This window comes from Actinopolyspora mortivallis, from assembly GCF_003001495.1.
Taxonomy (GTDB): domain Bacteria; phylum Actinomycetota; class Actinomycetes; order Mycobacteriales; family Pseudonocardiaceae; genus Actinopolyspora; species Actinopolyspora mortivallis_A.
Window position 1 is genome coordinate 34,934 of the sequence record NZ_PVSR01000012.1, and the last position, 23,193, is coordinate 58,126.

The 23,193-nt window shown below is 71.7% G+C and carries 22 protein-coding genes and 2 riboswitches; of the genes, 11 read left to right on the forward strand and 11 right to left on the reverse strand.

Annotated elements, in window-relative coordinates; translation table 11 throughout:
• The first annotated feature begins 21 nt into the window (after positions 1–21).
• The 5 genes from CEP50_RS09605 (at position 22) to CEP50_RS09625 (ending at position 7,143) form a co-directional block, all read left to right on the forward strand.
• Positions 22–594 (forward strand): peptide deformylase, encoded by a 573-nt coding sequence (locus CEP50_RS09605; protein WP_106113596.1) that lies wholly within the window; start codon positions 22–24, stop codon positions 592–594.
• A 269-nt stretch (positions 595–863) separates the two neighbouring features.
• A complete protein-coding gene (thiC, locus tag CEP50_RS09610; protein ID WP_106113597.1) occupies positions 864–2,516 on the forward strand; it encodes a phosphomethylpyrimidine synthase ThiC in 1,653 nt (550 codons plus the stop codon).
• A 131-nt stretch (positions 2,517–2,647) separates the two neighbouring features.
• The gene (gene thiD / locus CEP50_RS09615) at positions 2,648–3,523 is read left to right on the forward strand and encodes a bifunctional hydroxymethylpyrimidine kinase/phosphomethylpyrimidine kinase (RefSeq protein ID WP_106113598.1); all 876 of its coding nucleotides are present in this window, start codon (positions 2,648–2,650) and stop codon (positions 3,521–3,523) included.
• Between the two features lie 282 nt (positions 3,524–3,805).
• On the forward strand, positions 3,806–5,779 hold the full coding sequence (locus CEP50_RS09620; RefSeq protein WP_106113599.1) for an FUSC family protein: 1,974 nt from the start codon (positions 3,806–3,808) through the stop codon (positions 5,777–5,779).
• A 191-nt stretch (positions 5,780–5,970) separates the two neighbouring features.
• The gene (locus CEP50_RS09625; protein ID WP_106113600.1) at positions 5,971–7,143 is read left to right on the forward strand and encodes a hypothetical protein; all 1,173 of its coding nucleotides are present in this window, start codon (positions 5,971–5,973) and stop codon (positions 7,141–7,143) included.
• Between the two features lie 23 nt (positions 7,144–7,166).
• Here CEP50_RS09625 and CEP50_RS09630 read toward each other — a convergent pair whose 3' ends face one another.
• The 3 genes from CEP50_RS09630 to thiO all read right to left on the reverse strand — a co-directional run bounded on the left by CEP50_RS09630 (position 7,167) and on the right by thiO (position 9,246).
• Positions 7,167–7,931, reverse strand: coding sequence for a thiazole synthase (locus tag CEP50_RS09630; protein ID WP_106113601.1), 765 nt, complete (start codon positions 7,929–7,931; stop codon positions 7,167–7,169).
• A 2-nt stretch (positions 7,932–7,933) separates the two neighbouring features.
• Positions 7,934–8,134, reverse strand: a complete 201-nt coding sequence (gene thiS, locus CEP50_RS09635) for a sulfur carrier protein ThiS (RefSeq protein ID WP_106113602.1) — start codon at positions 8,132–8,134, stop codon at positions 7,934–7,936.
• Positions 8,134–9,246: a glycine oxidase ThiO gene (gene thiO / locus CEP50_RS09640; RefSeq protein ID WP_106113638.1), complete on the reverse strand. Its 1,113-nt coding sequence runs from the start codon at positions 9,244–9,246 to the stop codon at positions 8,134–8,136. Before thiO ends, thiS begins: the two co-directional genes overlap by 1 nt.
• Positions 9,238–9,344: riboswitch (TPP riboswitch) on the reverse strand. Its footprint overlaps the gene before it by 9 nt.
• A gap of 114 nt (positions 9,345–9,458) precedes the next feature.
• Here thiO and thiE point away from each other — a divergent pair.
• The gene (gene thiE, locus CEP50_RS09645; protein ID WP_106113603.1) at positions 9,459–10,133 is read left to right on the forward strand and encodes a thiamine phosphate synthase; all 675 of its coding nucleotides are present in this window, start codon (positions 9,459–9,461) and stop codon (positions 10,131–10,133) included.
• Between the two features lie 21 nt (positions 10,134–10,154).
• On the opposite strand, the gene CEP50_RS09650 is transcribed toward thiE, so the two are convergent.
• The 3 genes from CEP50_RS09650 to CEP50_RS09660 all read right to left on the reverse strand — a co-directional run bounded on the left by CEP50_RS09650 (position 10,155) and on the right by CEP50_RS09660 (position 11,914).
• Entirely contained in the window at positions 10,155–10,625 is a 471-nt protein-coding gene (locus CEP50_RS09650; protein WP_106113604.1) for a hypothetical protein, read from the reverse strand.
• 313 nt (positions 10,626–10,938) lie between these two features.
• Complete coding sequence (locus tag CEP50_RS09655; RefSeq protein WP_258175128.1) at positions 10,939–11,748, reverse strand: CbtA family protein; 810 nt, start codon at positions 11,746–11,748, stop codon at positions 10,939–10,941.
• Positions 11,711–11,914: a CbtB domain-containing protein gene (locus CEP50_RS09660; RefSeq protein WP_019855742.1), complete on the reverse strand. Its 204-nt coding sequence runs from the start codon at positions 11,912–11,914 to the stop codon at positions 11,711–11,713. The genes CEP50_RS09655 and CEP50_RS09660 overlap by 38 nt, the downstream gene beginning before the upstream one ends.
• Before the next feature lie 31 nt (positions 11,915–11,945).
• A riboswitch (cobalamin riboswitch) is annotated at positions 11,946–12,115 on the reverse strand.
• Between the two features lie 108 nt (positions 12,116–12,223).
• Here CEP50_RS09660 and CEP50_RS09665 point away from each other — a divergent pair.
• Positions 12,224–12,925 carry a hypothetical protein gene (locus CEP50_RS09665; RefSeq protein ID WP_106113606.1) on the forward strand — a complete coding sequence of 234 codons (702 nt, stop codon included), beginning with the start codon at positions 12,224–12,226 and terminating at the stop codon, positions 12,923–12,925.
• 86 nt (positions 12,926–13,011) lie between these two features.
• On the opposite strand, the gene CEP50_RS09670 is transcribed toward CEP50_RS09665, so the two are convergent.
• Positions 13,012–13,902 (reverse strand): hypothetical protein, encoded by an 891-nt coding sequence (locus CEP50_RS09670; protein WP_106113607.1) that lies wholly within the window; start codon positions 13,900–13,902, stop codon positions 13,012–13,014.
• Positions 13,903–14,233: 331 nt separating this feature from the next.
• On the opposite strand from CEP50_RS09670, the gene CEP50_RS09675 reads away from it, so the two are divergent.
• Entirely contained in the window at positions 14,234–15,208 is a 975-nt protein-coding gene (locus CEP50_RS09675) for a threonine ammonia-lyase (RefSeq protein WP_106113608.1), read from the forward strand.
• Here the strand turns inward: CEP50_RS09675 and CEP50_RS09680 are convergent.
• A complete protein-coding gene (locus CEP50_RS09680; RefSeq protein WP_106113609.1) occupies positions 15,189–15,947 on the reverse strand; it encodes a GntR family transcriptional regulator in 759 nt (252 codons plus the stop codon). The two genes, CEP50_RS09675 and CEP50_RS09680, sit on opposite strands and share 20 nt — an antisense overlap.
• 188 nt (positions 15,948–16,135) lie before the next feature.
• On the opposite strand from CEP50_RS09680, the gene CEP50_RS09685 reads away from it, so the two are divergent.
• Positions 16,136–17,206 carry an SIS domain-containing protein gene (locus CEP50_RS09685; RefSeq protein WP_106113610.1) on the forward strand — a complete coding sequence of 357 codons (1,071 nt, stop codon included), beginning with the start codon at positions 16,136–16,138 and terminating at the stop codon, positions 17,204–17,206.
• Positions 17,207–17,336: 130 nt separating this feature from the next.
• Entirely contained in the window at positions 17,337–18,359 is a 1,023-nt protein-coding gene (locus CEP50_RS09690; RefSeq protein ID WP_106113611.1) for an N-acetylglucosamine kinase, read from the forward strand.
• A 30-nt stretch (positions 18,360–18,389) separates the two neighbouring features.
• Here CEP50_RS09690 and CEP50_RS09695 read toward each other — a convergent pair whose 3' ends face one another.
• From CEP50_RS09695 to CEP50_RS19855, 3 genes are all read right to left on the reverse strand, one after another.
• A complete protein-coding gene (locus CEP50_RS09695; protein ID WP_106113612.1) occupies positions 18,390–19,058 on the reverse strand; it encodes a DUF3159 domain-containing protein in 669 nt (222 codons plus the stop codon).
• Positions 19,059–19,140: 82 nt separating this feature from the next.
• Positions 19,141–19,878, reverse strand: coding sequence for an ESX secretion-associated protein EspG (locus CEP50_RS09700; RefSeq protein ID WP_106113613.1), 738 nt, complete (start codon positions 19,876–19,878; stop codon positions 19,141–19,143).
• A 121-nt stretch (positions 19,879–19,999) separates the two neighbouring features.
• Positions 20,000–20,269, reverse strand: coding sequence for a hypothetical protein (locus tag CEP50_RS19855; RefSeq protein ID WP_146134779.1), 270 nt, complete (start codon positions 20,267–20,269; stop codon positions 20,000–20,002).
• Between the two features lie 1,739 nt (positions 20,270–22,008).
• Between CEP50_RS19855 and CEP50_RS09710 the strand changes: the two genes are divergently transcribed.
• The gene (locus CEP50_RS09710; RefSeq protein WP_181188307.1) at positions 22,009–22,884 is read left to right on the forward strand and encodes an SGNH/GDSL hydrolase family protein; all 876 of its coding nucleotides are present in this window, start codon (positions 22,009–22,011) and stop codon (positions 22,882–22,884) included.
• Positions 22,885–23,193 lie beyond the last annotated feature (309 nt).

Sequence of the window (23,193 nt, forward strand, 5' to 3'; positions counted from 1 at the left end):
CCACCGGATAGGCTTTCGCGCATGACCATCCATCCCATCCGTATCGCCGGTGATCCCGTGCTGCACACCGCGACCCGCCCCGTCACGGCGTTCGACGAACAACTGCGCACCCTCGTCGACGACATGTTCGAGACCATGGAGGCCGCCCACGGGGTGGGTCTGGCCGCCAACCAGATCGGGGTGGACCTGCGCCTGTTCGTCTACGACTGCCCGGACGACGAGGGGGTGCGGCACCGGGGGGTGGTGGTCAACCCGGAGCTGGAGACCTCGGAGATCCCGCTGACCATGCCCGACCCGGACGAGGACTGGGAAGGATGCCTGTCGGTGCCCGGCGAGTCCTTTCCCACCGGACGGGCCGAATGGGCCCGGGTACGCGGTGTCGACCCCCAGGGTACCGAGATCGAGGTCGAGGGCACCGGACACTTCGCCCGGTGCCTGCAACACGAGACCGACCACCTCGACGGCTACCTCTACCTGAGCAGACTGACGGGGCGGCACGCCCGCGCCGCCAAGAAGATGCTCAAGCGCAACGGATGGAACGAACCCGGCCACTCCTGGAATCCCGCGACCGAGGCCGACCCGTTCGCGGACTGAGGCGAGCCCCACCGCCGGACGAGACCGGCGAACCCCGGAGGACGTGGCAGGTCGGTCCACTCGCACGGAACCACCGGGAGTGGACACCCGACCGGTGGACCGACACGCATTGCGCGCCGGACGGCGGGGGGCTAGTGTCTGCCGCCGACAACGAAAACCGCGGGAGCTCGCACCGGAAGCGGGCTGAGAGGGCGGCTGGAGTCGATCTCCGGGGCCGCCGACCGCATGAACCTGACCGGGTAATACCGGCGTAGGGAGGGAACACGGCCATGGCCGACGTGTATCCGAACGAGTCCACCTCGAACGGAACGGCCGCACCGGGCGTCACCACCGGAGCCATCCGGGGTTCGCACAAGGTCCACCACCACACCGAGTCGGGGTTGCGCGTGCCCGCCCGCCGGATCGAGCTGAGCAACGGCGAGCACCTCGACGTCTACGACACCTCCGGTCCCTACACCGACGAGAACGCCGAGATCGACGTGCACGCGGGCATCCCCCCGCTGCGTCGCGGGTGGACGGACGGCCGGGAGCACCGCACCCAGCTCGAATGGGCCAGGCAGGGCGTCATCACCCGCGAGATGGAGTACATCGCCACCCGCGAGGACGTCTCCGCCGAGTTCGTCCGCTCGGAGGTCGCCGCCGGACGCGCGGTGATCCCGGCGAACCGCCGTCACCCGGAGACCGAGCCGATGATCATCGGGAAGAACTTCCTGGTGAAGGTCAACGCCAACATCGGCAACTCCGCCGTGACCTCCTCGGTCGAGGAGGAGGTGGAGAAGATGGTCTGGGCGAGCCGCTGGGGCGCGGACACGATCATGGACCTGTCCACCGGCAGCCGCATCCACGAGACCCGCGAGGCCATCCTGCGCAACTCCCCGGTACCGATCGGCACGGTGCCGATCTACCAGGCCATGGAGAAGGTCGGCGACCCGGCCGAGCTGACCTGGGAGACCTACCGGGACACCGTGATCGAGCAGTGCGAACAGGGCGTGGACTACATGACGGTGCACGCCGGTGTCCTGCTGCGCTACGTCCCGATGACCGCCCAGCGGGTGACCGGGATCGTCTCCCGTGGCGGGTCGATCATGGCCGCCTGGTGCCTGGCCCACCACAGGGAGAGCTTCCTGTACGAGCACTTCTCCGAACTGTGCGAGATCCTGCGCTCCTACGACGTGACCTTCTCGCTCGGTGACGGGCTGCGTCCCGGTTCGATCGCCGACGCCAACGACCGCGCCCAGTTCGCCGAGCTGGAGACCCTGGGCGAACTCACCCACATCGCACGCGAGCACGGCGTGCAGGTGATGATCGAGGGCCCCGGTCACGTGCCCATGCACAAGATCGCGGAGAACGTCCGTCGGGAGGAGGAACTCTGCGGCGAGGCCCCCTTCTACACCCTGGGGCCGCTGGCCACCGACATCGCCCCGGCCTACGACCACATCACCTCCGCGATCGGGGCCGCCGAGATCGGTCGGGCGGGAACCGCGATGCTGTGCTACGTCACGCCGAAGGAGCATCTGGGGCTGCCGAACCGGGACGACGTCAAGGCGGGCGTGATCGCCTACAAGATCGCGGCGCACTCGGCCGACCTCGCCAAGGGACACCCGCGTGCGCAGGAACGCGACGACGCGCTGTCGAAGGCGCGCTTCGAGTTCCGCTGGAACGACCAGTTCAACCTCTCGCTGGACCCCGACACCGCGCGGGCCTACCACGACGAGACGCTGCCCGCCGAACCCGCCAAGACCGCGCACTTCTGCTCCATGTGCGGACCCAAGTTCTGCTCGATGAAGATCACCCAGGACGTGCGGGACTACGCGAACCGGCACGGCCTGACCAGTGTGGAGGCCATCGAGGCCGGGATGCGGGAGAAGTCGGAGGAGTTCACCTCCTCCGGCGGCAGGGTGTACCTGCCCGTCGCGGAGTGAGACGACGTCGCGGGGCCGGTGTCGCCCGCGGGACCTCCGGGGAACACCGGCCCCGCCCCTGCCCGACGGCCAACGAACCCCCTGGGTCCGTGAGCACGGACGATGCCGTTTCCGGACCGGAACTGTCTAGTATGAGCAGGATGGACTCCACACCCGTCGGCCACGGAATCAGACCGGCCAACGACACCGCACCGCCCACGGCGCTGAGCATCGCCGGGTCCGACTCCGGCGGGAGCGCGGGGATGCACGCCGACCTGCGTGCCTTCTTCTCCTGCGGGGTGCACGGGATGACCGCCGTCACGGCGGTGACCGTGCAGAACACCCTCGGGGTCACCGACATGGTCGAGATCCCACCCGAGACGGTGGCCGCCCAGATCGAGTCGGTCTCCTCGGACATCGGGGTGAACGCGGTCAAGACCGGGGTGCTGCCCTCGGCGGCCTGCATCGAGGCGGTGCTGCGGGCCTGCGACCGGCAGGGGATCGGCAGAGGAGGGCGGACCCCGCTGGTGATCGACCCGGTGGCGGCCTCCCGGAACGGGGAGCCGCTGCTGCACCGGGACGCGTTGGAGGCGCTGCGCACCGAGGCGTTCCCCCGGGCGAGCCTGGTGACGCCGAACCTGGACGAGGTGCGGCTACTCACCGGCATGGAGGTGCGCGACCGGCAACAGCTGTGGGAGGCGGCCAAGGCGATCCACGACTTCGGCCCGGAGTACGTGCTGATCAAGAGCGGCCACCTGCCGGAGGACCCGGAGTGCGTGGACCTGCTGTTCGACGGCAGCGAGGCCACCCCGCTTCCCGGCCCCCGCTACGCGACGGTGCACACCCACGGTGCCGGGGACGTCTTCGCCTCGGCCACGACCGCGGCCCTGGCGAAGGGATCGCCGGTGGAGCGGGCCGTGCGGCTGGGCAAGCGGTTCGTCACCCGCTCCGTGGAACACGCCTATCCGCTGGGCAGCGGGATCGGACCGGTGTCGACCTTCTGGAGGACCAGCAGTCGCTCGATCTGAGGAACACCATCGGTTTTCCCCGCTTGCGGGACCACTGTTCCGGACAGCCGCCGAACGGAACACGTCACGTGATCGAATGTCCTCCGACCTCGGAAACTTCCCCCTTATCGAGTGATTTTCCTCGCTACGCAGTAACCCCGACCGTGGACGGTGTCGACATCCCCGACGAGGGCGCGGATACCACGGGCGAGTGGTTTCACGGGTCGCGGCCACCACGGCCCGCCTCGTCGGCGCCGTCGATCCGTCAGTACGTTCATCGGCCGAGTCACGGGGCGAATTCCGGTGTTGAGAAAACTGCAGGCAGAGCTGTCCACCGAAGCGGGAGCACCAGACCCACGACAACGGCAGTACACCACCGCCGTCCTGCTCACCGTCGTGGTGGCCACCCTGCTCGGGTGGCTGCTGTCCGTGCCGGACTCCGTGGTGCTGGCGGGGCTGACCACGGTGTTCGTGCTCATCGTCTCCGAGGGACACTCGCTGCGTGCCGACCTGCGGCTGTTCACCCGGTTCGCACCGCCCCTGACACTGGTCATGGCCGTGGGGCCGCTGCTGGAGAACGTGCCGGTGCTCGCGGGGGCCCTGGTGGCGCTGGTGGTCTTCGGCACCGGGATGCTGCCCGCCCTCGGTGAGCGCTACCGCACCTTCGGGCAGACCTTCGCCGCCGCCACGCTGGTGGCCACCACCACCGGCGTCGGCTCCGACCAGCCTCCCGGCGCCCTGGCCGGCTGCGCCGTTCTCGGCACCCTGTTCGCGTTGCTGCTGCGGGTGCTCATCGGCTCCGACGACCCCACCAGGGCGATCCGCGCGACCGTGGCGCACACCCTGACCACGCCGGGCCCCGGTGTGGTGGCCGACGCCGCCGACGCCTGGCGCACCGACGGTGGAGTGAGCTGGCTCGGACAGGTGCTCGCCGGGGCGGCGCGGTTCCGCTCCGCCCGCGAGGTGCTGCTGGCCCAGGCCCAGCAGCACTCCGGTGAGGAGGGCCGACGGCTCCGTGAGCTGGTCACCCGCTCCGACGAGATCGCGGCCGAGCTGGCCACCGCCGTGCGGTCCCGGGTGTGCACCGGGCTGAACCAGCTGGCCCGGGCACGGCCCGAGGTCCTGGCCGGCCAGTCCGAACGTGAGCTTCCCGAGGCGGTCCGCGGGATCAACGAGGGGCTGGACCGGGTGCGCGCGGCCGTGCTCGAACGGGACACCAGCCCCACCACGGCGCCCGCCCCGGGCGGCCGCCGACAGCAGGTCCTCGGTGCGGCGCGTGCCCACCTGTCCCTGCGTTCGGCCCTGTTCCGGCACGCGCTGCGGTGCACGCTGGCCGTGGCCGCGGGGATGGTGATCGTGCTGCTACTGCACACCCCCACCGTGTCCACCCTGCTGCTCGGGCTCTACGCGGTGCTCCAGCCCACCGCGCGGGACAGCATGAGCGGAGCCCTGGAACGCACCGGCGGCGCGGTGCTGGGTGTGGTGCTGCTGGCGGTGGTCATCGTGCTGGTGCCCTACGCCGTGCTGCTCGTGCCGGTGGCGATCGCCGCCATGCTGCTGCGCGTGCGGGCCCTGCGCGAGGACTACCGCCTGCTGCTCGCCGCGCTGATCGGGATCACGGTACTCGTTCGCGTGGGCGACCTGGAACGGCACTCGCTGGTCGACGCCACCATCGGCTTCGCCGCCAACACCGCCATCGGCGCGGCGATAGCCCTGGCCGTGGGCTTCGTGAGCTACCTGGTCCTGCCCGGCAGTCTGGGCCCGGACGTGGCCGGGACCGTGCGCTCCACGGTGTGGTCGCTCTCCGAACTGCTGCGCAGCGTCCGCGCCTCCGCCCGGGGAGCGGACGTGCGCTCGGCCCTGCGCGCCGCGCACGTGTTGGCGCTGCGACGCACCCAGGACCTGTCCGGGCTGCCCGCGATGCTGGACGCCTCGGACACCGCCGACCCGGTGACCGAGCACGGCGCCAGGGCCGCGGCGACCGCGCTGGACGCCCTGCGCCGGGACCTGGCCACACTGGCCTTCCGTCCCGCCTCCGAGAAGGAGCTCGCCCTCCCGGCGCTGCGCGCGGTGGACGAACTGCTCGGCGGCGACGCGAGGCACAGCGTGCCGGACATCCCCGGCGACCAGGCCCCGGCGACCGAACTGCTCGCGGGCTCTCTGGTGGAGAACGGCCTGCACGCCAGAGCGGCCATCGACGAGACGCTCGGCCACGACGAACCGTGGAAGAGCTACACGATCTCCTTCGTCCGCCCCGAACGACTGCGCATCCGCTGAGGGCAAGCCGGGAGGACTCCCCAGGCGACGGCGAGGCCCCCGCACCGCATCCCGCCGGGGCCCTCCGTGGGCGCCGACCCGGTGGCGACGCGCGGAAGACGGTGGAGACCGGGGAGGAGTCACGGTACCGTCCGGCCCCGGTGATCATCGTGGCCTCGTGAGACGGGCACCTCGGGCGGAAGGAACACGGAATGCGACGGTGGACATGGCTGCCCCGGCTGAGACCGGACTCGTCGGTTCGCAGAGCGCTGGGACTGCTGGTGACGCTGACAGTTCTGGTCAGCGCGCTGACGTGTGTGACCTCGGCGGCTCGTTCCGCCCTCGAACGCGACGTCCTCCGTTCGGGCGGGCCGGCTCGAATCGACCTCTCCGCGATCGAAACGGGGCGGGCTGTGCACGCTCTCGACAGCGAGAACCTCGAGCAGGTGCGCGGCCTCGAACACGTGACGAACGTGACCCCCGACTACATCTCCTCCGTCTACACCGGAAGCCGGGATCCCGAGGCGCCCACCTTCGATCTGACCACGCATTCCTGGCGGCCCTCGATTCGTCTGCCCGTCGTCCGTGGTGAGCTTCCCCAGCCGCTTCGACCCGGCCAGGTCGTGCTGCCCGCCCGCAGCGGAGGTGTCGACTTCAACCGCTACGTGGGAAGGTCCTTGCCCGTCGCCTACACCCAAGCGACCGGAGAACACTCGGGGACGGCAACACACACCACCTTCGAGGTGGTGGCCACCTACGCTCCCGGACAACGGTCGGACGAGCCCGACACCGCCTACCTCGCCCCGGAAACGGCAGCCATGCTGGCAGCCGCCAAGGCGGGGGTGCCTCCCGAGCAGTACCGATCCACCACGGGAGCCAGGTCGGCGGTGGTCTCGGTGACCGACCAGCAGTACGTGTCCACGGTGACGGAAAAGCTGGAGCAGATGGGATTCTCCGCCTCACCGGTTGCCGAACGGGTGCGTAACCTGCCGGGTGTACTCGGAGCGGCCGACCTCGGTCACCGAATCGGTGTCCTCGTCGTTCTCGCCGTCGCCGTGCTCACCGGTCTGTTCCACACCCGTTCCTCTCTCCCCCACGAGTCGGGGAGCGGACCACGTCGGATCCTGCTCGGCGAAGCGATGCCCACGGGCCTGCTCCTCGGACTGCTCGGCAGCGCGATCGGTCTCGGCGTTGCCGTGCTGCTGCGCGGGCCGTTGGAACGGCTGCTGGGGCTGGAGGTGCCGCTCAGCGGCCTGCTGCCGAGTCCGCTGTGGGCCACGGCTCTCGTAGTGGCCGTCCTGCTCGGTCTGACGGCGGGAACCCTCCTCGGAGGACGGCTCGCCCTCCGCCGTGAACCTCGCGTGCCCGCCCACGAGCGAGGCTGAGTCGAGCTCGCCCGGCTCCGTGGTCACCCCATCGGCCGTCCGGGGCTGGAAGCCTGTGCCCAGTAGCGGCGCGGGATGCGTCCGGCCTGGGAGGCCAGCCGCCCCGCCTCCACCCCGGAGCGCATGGCCGCCGCCATCCGCTCCGGGTCGTGGGCCCGGGTCACCGCCGAGGCCAGCAGCACCGCGTCACAGCCGAGTTCCATGGCCAGCGCCGCGTCCGAGGCCGTGCCGATCCCCGCGTCCAGCACGATCGGCACCGACGCCCGGGAGCAGATCATCTCGATGTTGTGCGTGTTGCGGATCCCCAAACCGGTGCCGATCGGCGAACCCAGCGGCATGACCGCGGCGCATCCGGTCTGCTCCAGCCGCGCGGCCAGGGCGGGGTCGTCGTTGGTGTAGGCCAGCACCACGAAGCCCTGCTCCACCAGCTGCTCGGCGGCGTCGACCAGCTCCACCGGGTCCGGCAGCAGCGTCTCCTCGTCGACGACCACCTCCAGCTTGATCCAGTCCGTCTCCAGCGCCTCGCGGGCGAGCTGGGCGGTCAACACCGCCTCGGCCGCCGTCCTGCACCCGGCCGTGTTGGGCAGCGGGTCGATCCCCAGCCGCCGCAGCAGCTCGAACACCCCGGTGCCGCCTCCGGCGTCGGCCCGGCGCATCGCCACCGTGGTCAGCTCGGTTCCCGAAGCGATCAGCGCCTGCTCCAGAGTCGCCATGTTGGAGGCGCCCCCGGTTCCCATGATCAGGCGTGAACCGAATTCGCGGCCCGCTATGACGAGCGGATCGTCCATGATCATCCTCCTTGCACCGCGGTGAGTACCTCCACGGTGGCTTCCTCGTGCAGCACCGTGTCCGCCCAGCGGGCGCGGGGCACGACCGCGCCGTCCACCGCCACGGCCACTCCCCGTTCCGGCGCTCCGAACACGCGCATCGCCTCGGCGAGACTCGCGTCCGTGGCCACCTCGTGCCGTTGCCCGTTGATCGTGATGGTCATCAGCGTCCCTTCCAGCGCGTCGGGTCGGCCGGGACCGTCTCGGCGGGAGGCCGCCGGTCCGACAGCAACGCCTCGACCGCCTCGGCCGTGATCGGGGCCTGCAGGAAGCCGTTGCGGTGGTGCCCCGTGGCGACCAGCACACCCGGTTCCAGCCGGCCGATGAGCGGCAGGTTGTCCGGGGTGGCCGGGCGCAGCCCCGCTCCGGTCTCGCCGAGCTCGTACTCGCCGAGGGCGGGCATCACGCGCTCGGCGTCGGTGATCAGATCCCGGACGCCGCCGACGGTCACCGTGGTGTCGACCCCGCTCTCGTACTGGGTGGCTCCGACCACCACCCCGTCGGGACGCGGCACCAGATAGACCTGCCTGCCGTGCACCGGCCCGCGCACGGTGCGACGCGGAGGGGGCAACGCCGTGCTCCGGGCACGCAGCCGCAGGATCTCCCCCTTGACCGGACGGATCAGCCCGTCCAGCCCCGGGTGCAACCCCGGGGAGTGCGTCCCGGCGGCGATCACGACGGTCCCACAGCGCACGGTGTCCTGTCCCGCCTCGACCTCTCCCGGGCGTACCCGGCGGGCCTCGACGGCCCGGAACTCCACGCCGGTGGCCGTGCAGGCCCGCAGCAGGGCCCGCAGGGTGGTGCGGTTGTCCGTGGACAGATCCCCCGGCACCTCCAGCCCCCCGTGCACGGCGGGTCCCAGCGCCGGTTCGACCCGACGGAGTTCCCGGGAGGTTCTCCTGGTCACCGTGCGCCCCAGCGAGGCGAGATGCTCGGCCAGCGCACCCAGCTGTTCCCGGTCGGCGCTGTCCACCCCGACCACGAGGGTCCCGTGCTCGTGGAGACCGGAGGGTTCCCCGGCGGTCGCGGAGAGTTCGGCGGCGAAACCGGGCCACCGGCGCAGCGAGGCCGAGCCCAGCTCCAGCAGTGCTTCCTCGCCCGGCCACGCCTCGGCCACGGGGGCCAGCATCCCCCCGGCCATGCGCGAGGCACCGGAGGCCGGTTCCGGGTCGACCAGGCACACCCGCGCACCGGCGGCGGCGAGCCGCCAGGCACAGGACAGACCGATCACCCCGCCACCGACCACGGCGACGTCGTGGTGCTGTTCTCTCGTCAACGTCTCGCTCCCTGCGCCGGCATGATCCGGATCAGGTTCGACGGTCGGGGCTTCAGCCCCCTCTCAGTCCGTTCGGCCGGACTCCCGTGCCTACCCACCGCACAGCCTAGGCGATGTCCGGCCTCACGTCAGCAGTCACGTGAACGCCGAGGAGCGGAATCCGATCCGTTCCGTGGCTCCTCCCGCGTCCTCAGGTGACTTATCCTGGGCGCATGCCCGGAATGGACGGCCACGGAATCCGCTCCCGCCTGCGGGCGGCGCGGCTGTACCTGTGCACCGACGCGCGGCGCGAACGGGGTGATCTCGCCGAGTTCGTGGACGAGGCCCTGGCGGGCGGGGTGGACATCATCCAGCTCCGCGACAAGGACGAGTCCGGGGCCCCGCTGGAGGCCAGGGAGGAGCTCGCCGCGCTGGAGGTGCTGGCGGACTCCTGCGTGCGTCACGACGCGCTGCTGGCGGTCAACGACCGCGCCGACATCGCCGTGGCCGTCGACGCCGACGTGCTGCATCTGGGCCAGGACGACCTTCCGGTGCCCACGGCCCGCGAGATCGTCGGCGACCGGATGGTCATCGGGCGTTCGACCCATGACGTGGTGCAGGCCGACGCGGCGGCCACCGAACGCGGAGTGGACTACTTCTGCACCGGGCCGGTGTGGAGCACACCCACCAAGCCCGGCAGGCAGGCCGCCGGTCTGGAGCTGGTCCGCCACGCCGCCGAGCACCAGGGGCACGGGCGTCCGTGGTTCGCCATCGGCGGCATCGGCCCCGAGAACCTGGACGAGGTGATCGCGGCGGGAGCCGAACGCGTCGTCGTGGTGCGGGCCGTCACCGAGGCCGAGGACCCGCGTGCCGCGGCGAGCGAGCTGCGCTCCCGACTGCTGGGGTGACTCGCCGGAAGACCGTGGCGTCTACTGCTCGGAAGGACCGGGAGAGCCCCGGCGGAGCCACGCGCCCATGCTCGCCGTGAGGGTGCACATCAGGGTGAGGATCGGACCGAGCAGGGCGGCGCACACGAAGAGGAGCCCCATCTCCAGAAAACCCTTGGTGTCGCCGTCCTCGGTGTGGGCGATCAGCACCAGCAGGTGCACGATCTCGACGACGATCACCACGAGCGCTCCGACCGCACCCGCGACCACCATCCACCGACCGGCGGGGCGGCGCAGCGTCAGCAGGACAGCTCCCGCCCCCAGCGCTGCCACGATCAGAGCATTACCCACGCCTCCGAGCAGTTCGGACAGTTCGACGCCGTGCTCCCACGCCTCGAACGAGGCGACAACCCAGGCCCCGTGCGCCAGCAGCCCCGGAATCACGAGCAGCACCGTGAGGACGGCGAGGAAGGCCCCCTGTTTCCGCAACTCCGGACTTCGTTCTTCCGACACGCTTCCCCCGTCGACGACCCCTCACACCGCCGGAAGCCCCCGGCGCAACGGCCCGCGAGCGTACCCGTCACGACCGTCCGGCCACAGTGGTTCGGGCACACGAACACCACGCACCTGTTCGTTCCCGGAAGACGGGAGCGCCCCGGAGAACCGGCCCGAGCCCCGCCGCTGCTCTCCTCTTCCCTCCACGCGGCGGACGCTGGTGCGGAGCAGAACCCGCCGTCGGCTCACCGAACCCGCCGTCGCCGGGGAGTCGGACCCGCCGGCCCCGCCTTGTTCGACGGGACCGACGGGCTCATCCGCTACACCGGCGTCACGACGCCGCCGCGACCGGACGTGTGCCGTTGGTGGCGGCCACCCGCCGTTCGGAGAGCAGCCCGAACCCCAGGCCGAGCACACCCCACAACGTGGCCAGCTCGGCCAGTGAGGACAGTCGGAAACGCCAGAGCAGCCCGGCGGGCACATCGCCCGGGACGGGATCCGGGTTGTCGGGCCACGCCCACAGCACCAGGACGCTGAGCAGCGTCACGAACAGCGCGGTGACCGCGACCGTGACAGGCGAGGACCACCCGCGCCGCAGGCAGTACCCGCGCAGCAGGTACGCCAGCGCCACGATCACGATCCCCGCCAGAATGACCGAGAAGTACGTCACCGTGCGGTAGGTGACGGTGTCGGTACCCCCGACCCCCGGAGGATTGGCCGGATACTTCAGCGCGGGCAGCAGGGACCACGCGAAGAACCCGACCACGGCCAGCTGCATGGTGCGCCCGAACTCGGTGCGGGCGGGCAGCAGGTGCCGCAGGCGGGCGAACACCACGGCGAACAGCGCACCGAGCGCCACCGCCACCACGACGGCGGCCACCATGCCACCGATCACCTGGGTCACCCGGCCGAACATCTCCTCGTGGGAATGCGCGTGCCCACCACCGTCGTGGGCGCGCGCCTCCTCGATCCGCAGCGCGGCACGGATCCGCGGCTCGACCACCAGCAGCGCGACCAGCGCCGCCGCCGCTCCGGCCACGAGACCGGCGAGCACCCCGTCACGCAGAATGCGACCGAACGAGTTCTCCACGATCGCCTCCCGTTCAGTGGCACGGCACGCCGAGGGCGTGTCTGCCGTCATGGGTGAACTCGTGGATGACCTCGGCCGTCTGGGCGAACACGGCCCCGTTCTCCTGCAACACCACGTACATGAGCATGAGGGAGAGCACGGCCACCGCCCACGCCCACGCGGGGACCCGGACACGGGGGACAGCGGACAACGGGTCAGCGGCGGGAACGGTCGTCATGATCGAACAACCTTCCTTCCATCGCTCGTGGAATCTGGCGTGTGCCGCAGCCGGTCTCCTGGCTTCCGGATCCACACTGTCCAGCCTTCCCGGACACCCGTCGTGTCCAGTGGCGTTCCAGGACTCGCTACCCGGTCACAGTGGCGAGGACCGCGCCGGACTCACACCGGCTTCCCGTGCACTGCGGCAGAGCGGGACCCTACGGGGACGGGCACGGTGCGCACAACTGCCCGCGGAAGCGATGAACATCTCTTCATCGTTTCGCCCGGTCCGCACACGAGCTCCCGTCCCGTGACGTGGAATGGGCACGTGGAATCCGACAGCGATCCGAACCCGCTCACGGCGGGCACCCGTGCACTCGCCCGCCCCGGGCGCACGACGACGGAGACGAGGACCGTTCCCTGGGAACGGTTCTGCGACCCGGAACAGCCGTACCTGGCGGACAACGTGCGGCACTGGCAGCGACGCGCCGGTTTCGAGCACCACCGCGCCGGAACGGTGTTGGTCGCCTTCCGCGCCTGCTGGCTGATGCTGTGCGCCACGATTCCCGAGTACCACCTCGGCACGGACTTCCCCTCGGCACGCGGAACGCGGGCCGTGGTGACCCCGGACGGTTTCCTGCACGGCCTGCTGCCGGGGCCGGCGGTTCGCACGGGAACCGACGAGGACCGGGCGGTCCGCTGGTGGACGGAGGTGTCGGCGCTGGTCACTCCCCTCACCCGGGGCCTGGCCGGGATCGGCGGCCCACCCGCCGACAGCGACCAGTACTGGGGCAACGCGGTGGGGTTGATCGGCGAGGTGCTGCGCCGCGCCGACCGGGACGGCATCGGTGGTGACACGCTGGCGAGCGCGCTGACGCTGCGTGCCGCCACCGGCCGGGAGGACCTGGTGCGTGTGACGGCCACACCCGAAGGGTTGTGGACACGACGACGGACGTGCTGCCAGATGTGGCGCTCCGGCACGGGCTACTGCACGGAGTGCGTGCTGCACGACTCGCCCGCCCGTGGCTGACCCGCGAGGTCCGTGTCCGGCCGCTCCGGGGGCGGCGGAAGTCGGAGGAGCGGAGCGCCGCCGCCTTCCGCCGAGCCGGGAACGGCTCACTCGGGGGTTTCCGAGGGTCCCGCCGAAGGGCCGCCCCCTTCCACGTCCTCCGTCGGCCGGGTGGAGGTGGTCTCCTCGGGCGTCTCCGTGGTCGTCGGGGGCGGCGTGGAGGTGGCCGTGGGGGGCCGGTTCTCCGCGGAGCGCTCGGGCTCGGTGGGAGCCGAGGACTCCGGGGTGGGCTCCGTGGTTTCCGGAGCGGTCGGCTCGACCGACTCGGATCCGGCGGGCAGCTCCTCACCGCCCCGCTCCCGGGGCTGTCCGCCTCCGTGGGGGTGCAGCATCCGTCCCACGGTGGTTCCTCCCGAGTCGCCGGAGACGGAGTCGCCGGTGAGTACCTCGTAACCGGTGACCACGACCATGCACAGCAGGAAGGCGAGCCCGCTGGTCACGGCGACCACGCGCCAGCGGATCCCGCGCCGCGCGCGGCTCGGGGCCTCGCCCGACGGAACGCTGTCCGTGCCCGACAACGGGATCCTGTCCGTGGTGGCCTCCGGTGAGCACGGCCGCAGCACCCGGGTGGCCTGCCCGTCACCGGGCGCGGCGGCCGGTCCGGCGGGAATCCGGCGGGTGGCCTCCTCCCGTCCCTGCCCGGGCGTTCGTCTGCCGGGACGGCGGAGGGCGGCGTTGGCGGCCTTCTCCTTGGTGGTCTCCAGGGACCGCTGGTACACGGCACCGCCGACGGTGATCACCAAACTGGTCAGCGCCGCCCCGGAGACGGTGCCGGCGATCCCCAGGCTCCCGCCCAGGAAGGCGGCGGTGACCGAGGCCAAAGCCGTACCGAGCACCTGCGTCGGCGAGAGGTCGAGCTTGCCGAACAGGCCCTTCTTCCCGTCCCGCTCGGAGTCCTCGGTGCGCGGCGGGGAGTCGGGACGTTCGCGTTCGGTCATACCCGCCGGACCTTCCGCACGGTCTCCACTCCCCGATCCGGTTCACCGGGGAATCCGCCCCGCCGGGCCCGCGGTCGCGGCACCGCGTGAGGCCCGCCGCCCTCACGTTCACGGCGGAGGGGTGTCGCTGCGAACGGGTCCAACGAGTTCATGGCACTCCCAACAGAACCTGATCCGACCATTCCCTCCCACCAACGTCGGAGCGCAGCGCGCTGCTCCCGAGCACGGCCCTCCAGTGAACACCCCCACTTCGGTGTAACGCGGACACCGGCCGACGCACGGGGGCGCACGCCCGGCGAGGCGGGGGAACACGATCGGAGAGGATGTCCCCATGTCGCTGACCACCCACGCCGACGCCGTGGCCGCCCGGGAGGTCCTCGCGCGGCTGCCGAAGCACCACGGGCCGGTGCGCACCCCGCTGCTTCCCGTCGGGGACGGCACCCGGCCGCTGCTGCTCAAACCCGAGAGCCTCCAGCCGACCGGGGCCTTCAAGCTCCGCGGGGCCCTGCACGCCACGGCCGTGCTGGACGAGCGCACCCGGAGCAGGGGCCTGGTCACCTACTCCAGCGGCAACCACGCGCGCGCGGTGGCCCACGCGGGGCGGGTCTTCGACGTGCCCACCACCGTGGTGGTGCCGCACTCCGCCCCCGGGTCCAAGGTCGCCGCTGCCCGCTCGCTGGGAGCCGAGATCGTTCTGGTGGACGTGGCCGAGCGGGAACGACGCGCCCGGGAGATCGCGGCGGAGAACGGTGCCGCCCTGATCCCGCCCTTCGACGCCTCCGCGGTGATCGCCGGGCAGGCCACCGTGGGGCTGGAGATCGCCGAGGACCTGCGGGCGCGCGGGGTGTCCGAGGCCACGGTGCTGGTTCCGGTCAGCGGAGGAGGGCTGATCTCGGGCGTGGGGGCCGCCCTGTCGGGGGCGGACGTCCGGACCCGGCTGATCGGGGTGGAACCGGAGCTGGCCGCCGACACCAGGCAGAGCCTGCGGGCGGGACGGCGGGTGGACTGGCCGGTGCGGGCACGCACCAGGACGATCGCCGACGGGCTCACGGCCCAGCCCAGCGAGTTGACCTTCGCCCACCTCGCGGCGTTCGTCGAGGACGTGGTCACGGTCACCGAGGAGGAGATCGCCGAGGCGGTCGGCTACCTGGCGAGGGGGCCCGGACTGGTGGCCGAACCCAGCGGGGCCGTGACGACGGCGGCCTGGCTGCACCGGACCCGGGAACTTCCGGACACCACCACGGTCGCCGTGGTCAGCGGCGGCAACGTCGATCCGGCGCTGCTGGTCAGCTCGCTGGGGGGTTGAGGCTGGCGACGAACTTGTAGCGGTCCCCGCGGTAGATGGAGCGCACCCACTCCACCGGGGTTCCGTCCCCGTGGAAGGAGTGGCGGGACAGCAGCAGCATCGGCAGGCCCACGTCGGCGCCCAGCAGTTCGGCCTCCTCCGGGCTGGCCAGGGCCGTCTCGATCGTCTCCTCGGCGCTGGCGAAGGAGATCCCGTACTGCTCGCGCAGCACCTGGTAGAGCGATCCGCCTTCCCCGATGAGCCTGGTCAGTCCCTTGAACCTGGTCAGCGGCAGGTGCGTGGTCTCGATCGCCATCGCCTCGTCGTCGGCCAGGCGCAGCCTGCGCATCCGCAGGATCGGGCTGCCCGCGGGGATGTCGAGCAGGTGGGCCAGTTCGCGTTCGGCAGACTCCTCGGTCATCTCCAGCAGCCGCGAGTCGGGGTGCCTGCCCTGGGCCCGCATGTCCTCGGTGTAGCTGCTCAGCTGGAGGCGCTGGGCCACCTTGGGCTGGGCCGCGAAGGTGCCCTTGCCCTGCACCCGCAGCAACCGGCCCTCCACGGTCAACTCGGCCAGCGCCTGCCGCACCGTGGTGCGGGAGACGTCGAACTCGGCGGCCAACGCGCGCTCGGTGGGGATGGACGATCCGGCCGGCATGGATCGGAGCATGTCGAGCAGGTGCTGCTTCAACCCCCAGTACTTGGGTTCGCGCTGGTTCTTCGTCGGCGTGTCGGCCCCGCCGGGCACCGACGCTTCGAGCATTCTTCCTCCTACCGTCGCGCCTTGAACGGGGCGATCAGTACCACTGACTCCAGCATGCCGGACTCGGAACCGGTGGTGGACCCCCGCTCGGAAAACTACGGAGGCGGCTCGGGGCTGTCGCATCGGGGGAGCCCACCGGTAGGATTGGTCTAGACCGAATTGTCGCACGGTGAAGGACGGACGACGAGATGACCGAGCACCCCGGTGCCGGGGCCGGCGAGCAGTCCCAGCATCCCGGCAGGAACATGAGCTCCGAGATCGCCGAACAGCCCGCGGTCTTCGACGGCCTGCTCTCCGACCGCTCCGCGCTGACCGAGGTCGCCCGGCGTGTGGCGGAGCGCGCCCCCCGTTTCGTCCTGCTGGCCGCGCGCGGCTCCAGCGACCACGCGGCGCTGTACGCCAAGTACCTGGTGGAGGTACTGCTCCAGCTCCCGGCCGGGCTGGTCTCACCGTCCACCACCACCCTGTACGGCGCACAGCCGGACCTCACCGACGTGCTGCTCGTCTCGGTCAGTCAGAGCGGAGGTTCGCCGGACCTGCTCGAAGTGACCGAGAACGCCCGCAGGAACGGGGCCACCACCGTGGCCGTGACCAACAACCCCGACTCCGCGCTGAACAAGGCGGCGGAGATGTCGGTGAACATCGCGGCGGGACCCGAACACGCCGTGGCGGCCACCAAGACGTACAGCGCCACGCTGCTCACGCTGTACCTGCTGGTGGACGCGATCCGCGGTGGTGAGGCGGAGCACGCCCGACGGCTGCCCGAACTGGCCGAACGGGCCCTGGAACCCACGGAACAACTGGACGAGGCCGTGCGGCGTTACCGGTTCGCCGACCGAGTGCTGACCACCGGACGCGGGTACTCCTCGGCCACGGCCGCCGAGGCCGCCCTCAAACTGGCCGAGACCAGCTACCTCTCCGCCCGTGCCTACAGCGGAGCCGACCTGCTGCACGGCCCCGTGGCGGCCGTGGACACCGAAACGGCCGTGCTGGCACTGTGCAGTTCGGGGCGAGGCGGCACCGCGATGACCGAGGTACTGGAGACGGTGCACGAACGCGGCGCGGACGTCTGCGCGATCGGCTCCGCAGCGAAGGCGGTCCCCCACTCCCACGCGGTGGAGCTGCCGGACTCCGCCGAGGAGATCGCCCCGGTGCTGGAGGTGCTGCCCGTGCAGCGCCTGGCGCTCACCCTGGCTCTCGAACGCGGGGAGGACCCGGACCGGCCGCGGGGACTGAACAAGGTCACGCGCACCCGCTGACCGGGATACCGTGAGGTGACCACCCGGCACGGACATGTGAAAGCCCGTCCCACCGAGGGGGCGGGGCGGGACGGGCACAGCCAGGCTACGCCGGGCGGCGCGGCCGACGAGCAGGGGGGACGGGAGGACCATGACCGACACCACCGACGACAAGACACTGGTCCTCGGTCTGGACGTGGGCGGCACCTCCAGCCGCGCGGTCGTCGCCGACCTGGACTCCCGCGTGCTGGGGGTCGGACACGCGGGCGGAGGCAACCCGAACTCCCACCCGCCGGAGTACGCCGTGGAGCAGACCACCCGGGCCGCCCGCTCGGCGTTGTCCGGGGTCGACCGGGGACGGGTCGGTGCCGCGGTCCTGGGGATGGCCGGCATCAGCAAGCTGAGCGATCCCGGTATCGCCGGTCGCTACGAACAGGCCTGGCGCAGCCTGGGGCTGGGCTGCGAGGTGCGCACCGTCTCCGACAGCGAGGTGGCCTTCGCCGCGGGCACCCCGGAGCCGAGCGGCACCGCCCTGATCGCCGGAACCGGATCGATCGTGGCCCGTATCGAGAACCACGTGCTGTCCCGCACCGTGGGCGGTCACGGGTGGCTGCTGGGGGACGAGGGATCGGCCTTCTGGCTCGGGCGTGAGGCGGTGCGCGTCACGCTGCGAGCCCTCGAACGGGGGACAGGCAAGAACGACCCGCTGGTGGCCTCCGTCCTCAACGAGGTGCTCGCCGACCAACCCCGGAACGAGTCGGACACCCTGCTGTGCCGCCGCCTCATCTCGTTCGTCGGGGACCGGCCGGTGAAACTGGCCGAACTGGCGCCGCTGGTGACGGCCTCGGCCTCCGAGGGAGGCGGAAAGGCCCGGGGGATCGTCTCCCGCGCGGCCCACATGCTGGCCACCGACGTGTTGTCCGTCCACGCGGAGGAGGACGAGAGGCCCGTGGTGCTGGCGGGCGGCCTCCTGTGCGCGGAGGGGCCGCTGGGCCAGGCGGTGCGCGGCGAGCTGGCCGAACGCAGCCGGGCACAGCCGATCACGGCAGGCTCGGGGGCGATCGGGGCCGCCTGGCTGGCCGCCCGGCAACTGGTCGACGAGGGCGAGGCGCTGCGGCTGCACGAGCGGTGGTTCGGCGAACGAACCGACTCCGTGCTCCACCGGCAGGTCTGAGTGCTCCGCGCGGAGCTCCGGCAGGGGTGCTCAGCCGGACTCGCGCACGTGCCGGATCCCGGGGTGGTCGGCGGGCAGGGTGCGCCGCAGCACCCACCAACTCGTGGCCACGCACAACGCCACCAGCGGCCAGGTCAGCACCACCTGGGCCGCGCTCAGCGCGAACACCGCGTTCGCCGCCCACAGCGGGACGAAGACCACCAGCCGTGTGAGGTACTGCCCGACCCACACCCAGCTGGCCCTGCTGTAGGCCCGCAGCAGCTCGGGGTCGCGACGCCACGTGGTCCGCTGCCCGAGCACGGTGCCCACCACCAGGCCGAGCAGTGGCCACCGCACCGCGATGCTGGTCATCCACGCCAGCCCGCTGGCCGCGTTGGAGACGAGCCGGATCAGGTAGAAGTCGGCGGCCTGGCCGGTGCGCAGCGCGATGAGCGCCCCCACGGTCACGGCCAGCAGGCTGAGCAGCACCGCGAGGGGACGTGCTCCCCGGGTCAGCCGCCACGCCCCGATGACCGCCCCCACTCCGACGGCGGCGATCCCGGCGGCGGCGATCGAACCGTCGCTGAACGCCCACACCGCACCGAAGGCCACGGGGGGCACACTGGCGTCGACGGCGGAGGCACGCCCACCGAGCACCCGCATCAACGAATCGCGCTCGTCGGGGCCACCGGTCTCGGTGGCGGCGCTGTCACGGCTCACAACTTAAGCCTGCCTTACCTGATCCGGAGGACGCACTCGTCGCCGAACGTGCCCTGTCCTACGTCACACTCCCCTACAGGGGTTAGTTCCGTCTCACCCGGTCGAGCGAGTCGGTGAGCTGCGCGACCAGCCCCCGGTGGTCCACCGGGGAACAGTCGAGCACCTCCCCCTCGGAGGCATCGACACGACGCATCGAGTACCGGCCGTGCTCGGTGTCGAACCACACGATCCCGGGCAGTCGGGACGCCTCTCCCTCGTTTCCGCTCACCACGAAGTGCCCGATGCGGTACTTGGGGGCCCGGGCGAGCAGTTCCGGTTCCGTGGGGCCCGTATCCCGGTCCTCACCGGTGTTCCGCGCCCGCATCCGCAGCGCCTCCACGGGAACCCGCACGGGTCCGCCCCTGCCGGCGGGGGCCCGTGGCAGCAGCCGGACACACACCTCGGGCAGCGTCTCGGGGTCCATGAAGTCCAGTCGCAGCCCGTGAGCGGTGATCACACCGACGACCCCCACCTCCCCCGTGGAGACCGCACGGGCGGCCAACCGCAGTCCGCCACGGATGTCCAGCAGTCCCGCCGCCGCCACGGAGACCTCGGAACTGCACATCAGGTACAGGGCGTCGGCCACCTCGGGTTCGGGTTCTCCCCCGCTGGCCAAACCGGCCGACTCCAACTCGGCCCACACCCTCCTGGTCAGCTCGTCCCGCTCCTCCGGAGTCCCACCGGTGGGAGGGAACTCGAACGGGTACTGCCGCACGTCCAGGTTCAGTTGTGCTCCCAGCACGCCGACAGCGGACAGGGAGAGGTTGATCGTCTCGACCATGTACGGGCGTCCCTCGCAAAGGTGCTCGCGGGGTCACGGTCGCCCCGCTCACCTGCCTGTTCTCGAAAACCGGCCCTCGTCCTCCGTGGAGGGGACGGACCGGACCATGCCGAAGACCTGGTCAGAAGCCGTATCCCACCGGCCCCTCGCCGATCACGGGCGGGGCGACCAACCGGTCCTCCCCGAAGTCGGCACCACCAGCCGCGTCGTCGGTGTGCACGAGAAAACGCGGGCGCTCGTCCTCGTCCTCGAAGTGGTAGCCCTGTCCGCTGCGCAGCTCGTTGAGACGTGGCCTGTCGGAGTCCTCCTGCTCCTCGTTCTCCGGGCGTTCCCTGGCGCGGGGGGCGAAGCGGGAACTCATCCCCCCGGACACCCACGAACCCGATCCCATGGGGCCGAACCCACCGTCCGGACGGGGTTCGTACCTCGGGGGACGCACGCCGGAACGGGACCCCTCGCCCGCTGGCCGCTTCTCCGGCCCCGTCCGGTCCCGGGGAGGTTCCCCGGGGGAGTTACCGGAGGGTGGCTGCGCCCCTCGGTGTTCCGGCCCGGCGCCGGACCGATCACCCGGAACGGGACCGCCGGACGGCCCGGCGGGCGGAGTTCCGGACGGTGCCTGCGGCGCTGTCGGGCCGGCAGCGACCCTCGGCGGACCCGGTGGTGGGACCGGGGTGCCGGGAACGGAACCACCACGGCCGGGGGGTCGCGCCGCGTCCACGCCGTTGTTCACCGGTCGGTTCCTCCCCGGTGCCTCGGGCGCGGCGGAGGCGGAGAAACCCGGCTCGGGACCGGGACGCTCCGTGACCGGAGGCCGCGGACGGGCGAGAGCCGGTGCGGAGGAAACCCCCTCCGCCTCGGCGGGCACCGGCGGGATCCGCGTCGTTGGCCGGTCGTCCTCGGAGGGTTCCGAGCCGTGGACTTCCTCCCGCCCACCGGCGGAGTCCGTCCCGGTGGGTTCCGAGGCCAACGGGCCGGCCACACCCATGATCATCTCGGTGCGTTCGGCCGGGCCGGGCGGATCCCCGTCCTCCCCCGTCGAGGGGACGGGAGACGGCGGTGTCGGCGAGCGTTCCGGCTCCGCGCCCCCGGCCGTCGGCGCGTTCGACTCCGAGGACGGGGAACCCTCCGCTGTGGACCGAGCGTGGGCGGCGGGTGCCGGTTCCGACAGGGAACCCGCCACGTGCGGGAGGTGCCGGGCGGATCCGACCGAGGACGCACCGGAGGCGCCCGCCGGGACCTGCACGGCGGTCTCCCCCGAAGCGGTCTCCCCGCTCGACCCAACCGGACCACCGTCGAGGTCTCCGGACAGCACCGAGGTCGTCCCCGCCGTCGAGCCCGGCTCCCGTCGCGGGAACCGCCGGGCGAAGTGCTGCGGTAACCGTTCGAGCCGGGTGTAGAGCGCCAACGGGTCGGACTGCACCGCCGCCGCGGTGAACTCCGCACGCAGGTCGAAACGGTCGGGCACCGGGAAACCGGTGGGGGGCGAGGTCTCGGGTCGTCCGGCGCCCCGGGGCTGTCGCGGCGTTTCCGCCACGGGTCCTCCGTGTTGGGGTGGGGCCGGCGGGCGCGCATTGCCCCCGCCCTCGGCACCGTTGCCCTCCGAGGGAGGCGGAGCACCTCCGGGTGACGTCTCGGCACGCTGCCGACGGTGCGGAAACCCCGGGGACTGTCGTCGTTGTCCGGTCGTCCCGGCCACCGGATCACGTGGACTCGTCACGACTCCCCCAGAGCTTCGACGCTGCCGACGGACACACCCGCTCCGACGTCAACAGTTCCGCTTCGCGTTCCCCGTTCAGGTGATCGATGCGGCACCGTTCGGCCACTCCCGATCTCGACACGTCCCCTTGATCATCGCCTCACCCTCGCCGGACGGTAGCAGCTCTCGCGCGTTCGTGCGCGCCTTTCGGGCTACTTTCGTCCGCATCGGTCGACGAGCGTGTTCAACGATACGAAACCACATGTTCGCCCGGAAAAGTCGCCCTTCGAGTGAAAAAGAATCCCGTTGGAAGGAAAGTGCTGTTCATCACCGAACACGTACCGACGGTGGCGTAGGTCAACAACACGGGTCCAGGGTGTTGCCCGGTGGCGGCTCCGCGGAAAAAGGACACATAGAGCACGAAAGGCAGTCGCATGAGCTACGAGCGACAGCGAACGCTGGGGGAACACGTGCGGGAGCCGGAGGGGGACGGCACCGCCTCACGCTGGAACACGTTCGTGGCCCTCGGCGACAGTTTCACCGAAGGTCTCAACGATCCCCGTCCCGAGGGGGAGAGCTTCCGCGGGTGGGCCGATCGGCTGGCCGAGGGGCTGGCCGCGGCGAACCCGGAGCTGCGCTACGCCAACCTCGCGGTACGCGGCAAACTGCTGGACCAGATCCTCGACGAACAACTCCCCCGTGTGCTGGAGACGCAGCCGGACCTGGTCGCCTTCACCGCCGGGGGCAACGACATCATCCGCCCGTTCACCGATCCCGACGAGCTGGCCCGCCGGTTCGACGAGGCCGTCGCCCGGATCAGGGCCCACGGGGCCGAGGTGCTGATAGGCACGGGTTTCGACACCAGACAGACGCCGGTGATGCGGCTGGTGCGCGGCAAGGTGGGCACCTACAACTCGCACCTGTGGGCCACGGCCCAGCGTCACGGATGCCACGTCCTCGACCTGTGGTCCATGCGGGTGCTTCAGGACCGGCGCGCCTGGAGCGCGGACCGACTCCACCTCTCCCCGGAGGGGCACCGCCGCGTCGCCCTGCGGGCCGCCGAGGTGCTCGGACTGGAGCCAGCCGAGGACTGGCGTGCCCCGTGGCCCCCTCAGCCACACCGGCCGTGGACCGCACGTCGCGGCGAGGACCTGCGTTGGATCGGACACCACCTGGGCCCGTGGGTCGGCCGCCGGATCCGTGGGGTTTCCTCCGGCGACGGTCTCGGCCCCAAACGACCCCGCCCTCTTCCGGTGGAGTCCACCGCCCCGAAGGGCTCGGAGCGGGAACCCGCCTCGTTCCCGGGATGACCCACCGGAGCCCTCCTCCCCGTGGTGGAACGCGGAAGGGCCGCTCACGCGGAGGGCGACGGCTCGTCACCGAGAGCGTTTCCGTGCCGTGAGTTCCTCCGGCAGTCCCCGGAGGCCCCGCGAACACTCCCGCACCGCCGGGAGCGCCCGGCCCGGCACGTCGTCCCCGACAGGGACGTCGTCGAGAACACGAGCGCGGACTCCGTGCCGTCCGTACCCCCAGCACACGGAGCCCGCGCTCACCCCCATGTCCTTCCGGTCCCCCTTGCCCGGACCAACCTGACCCCTTCGGCGGCAGTGTGCGGCCCG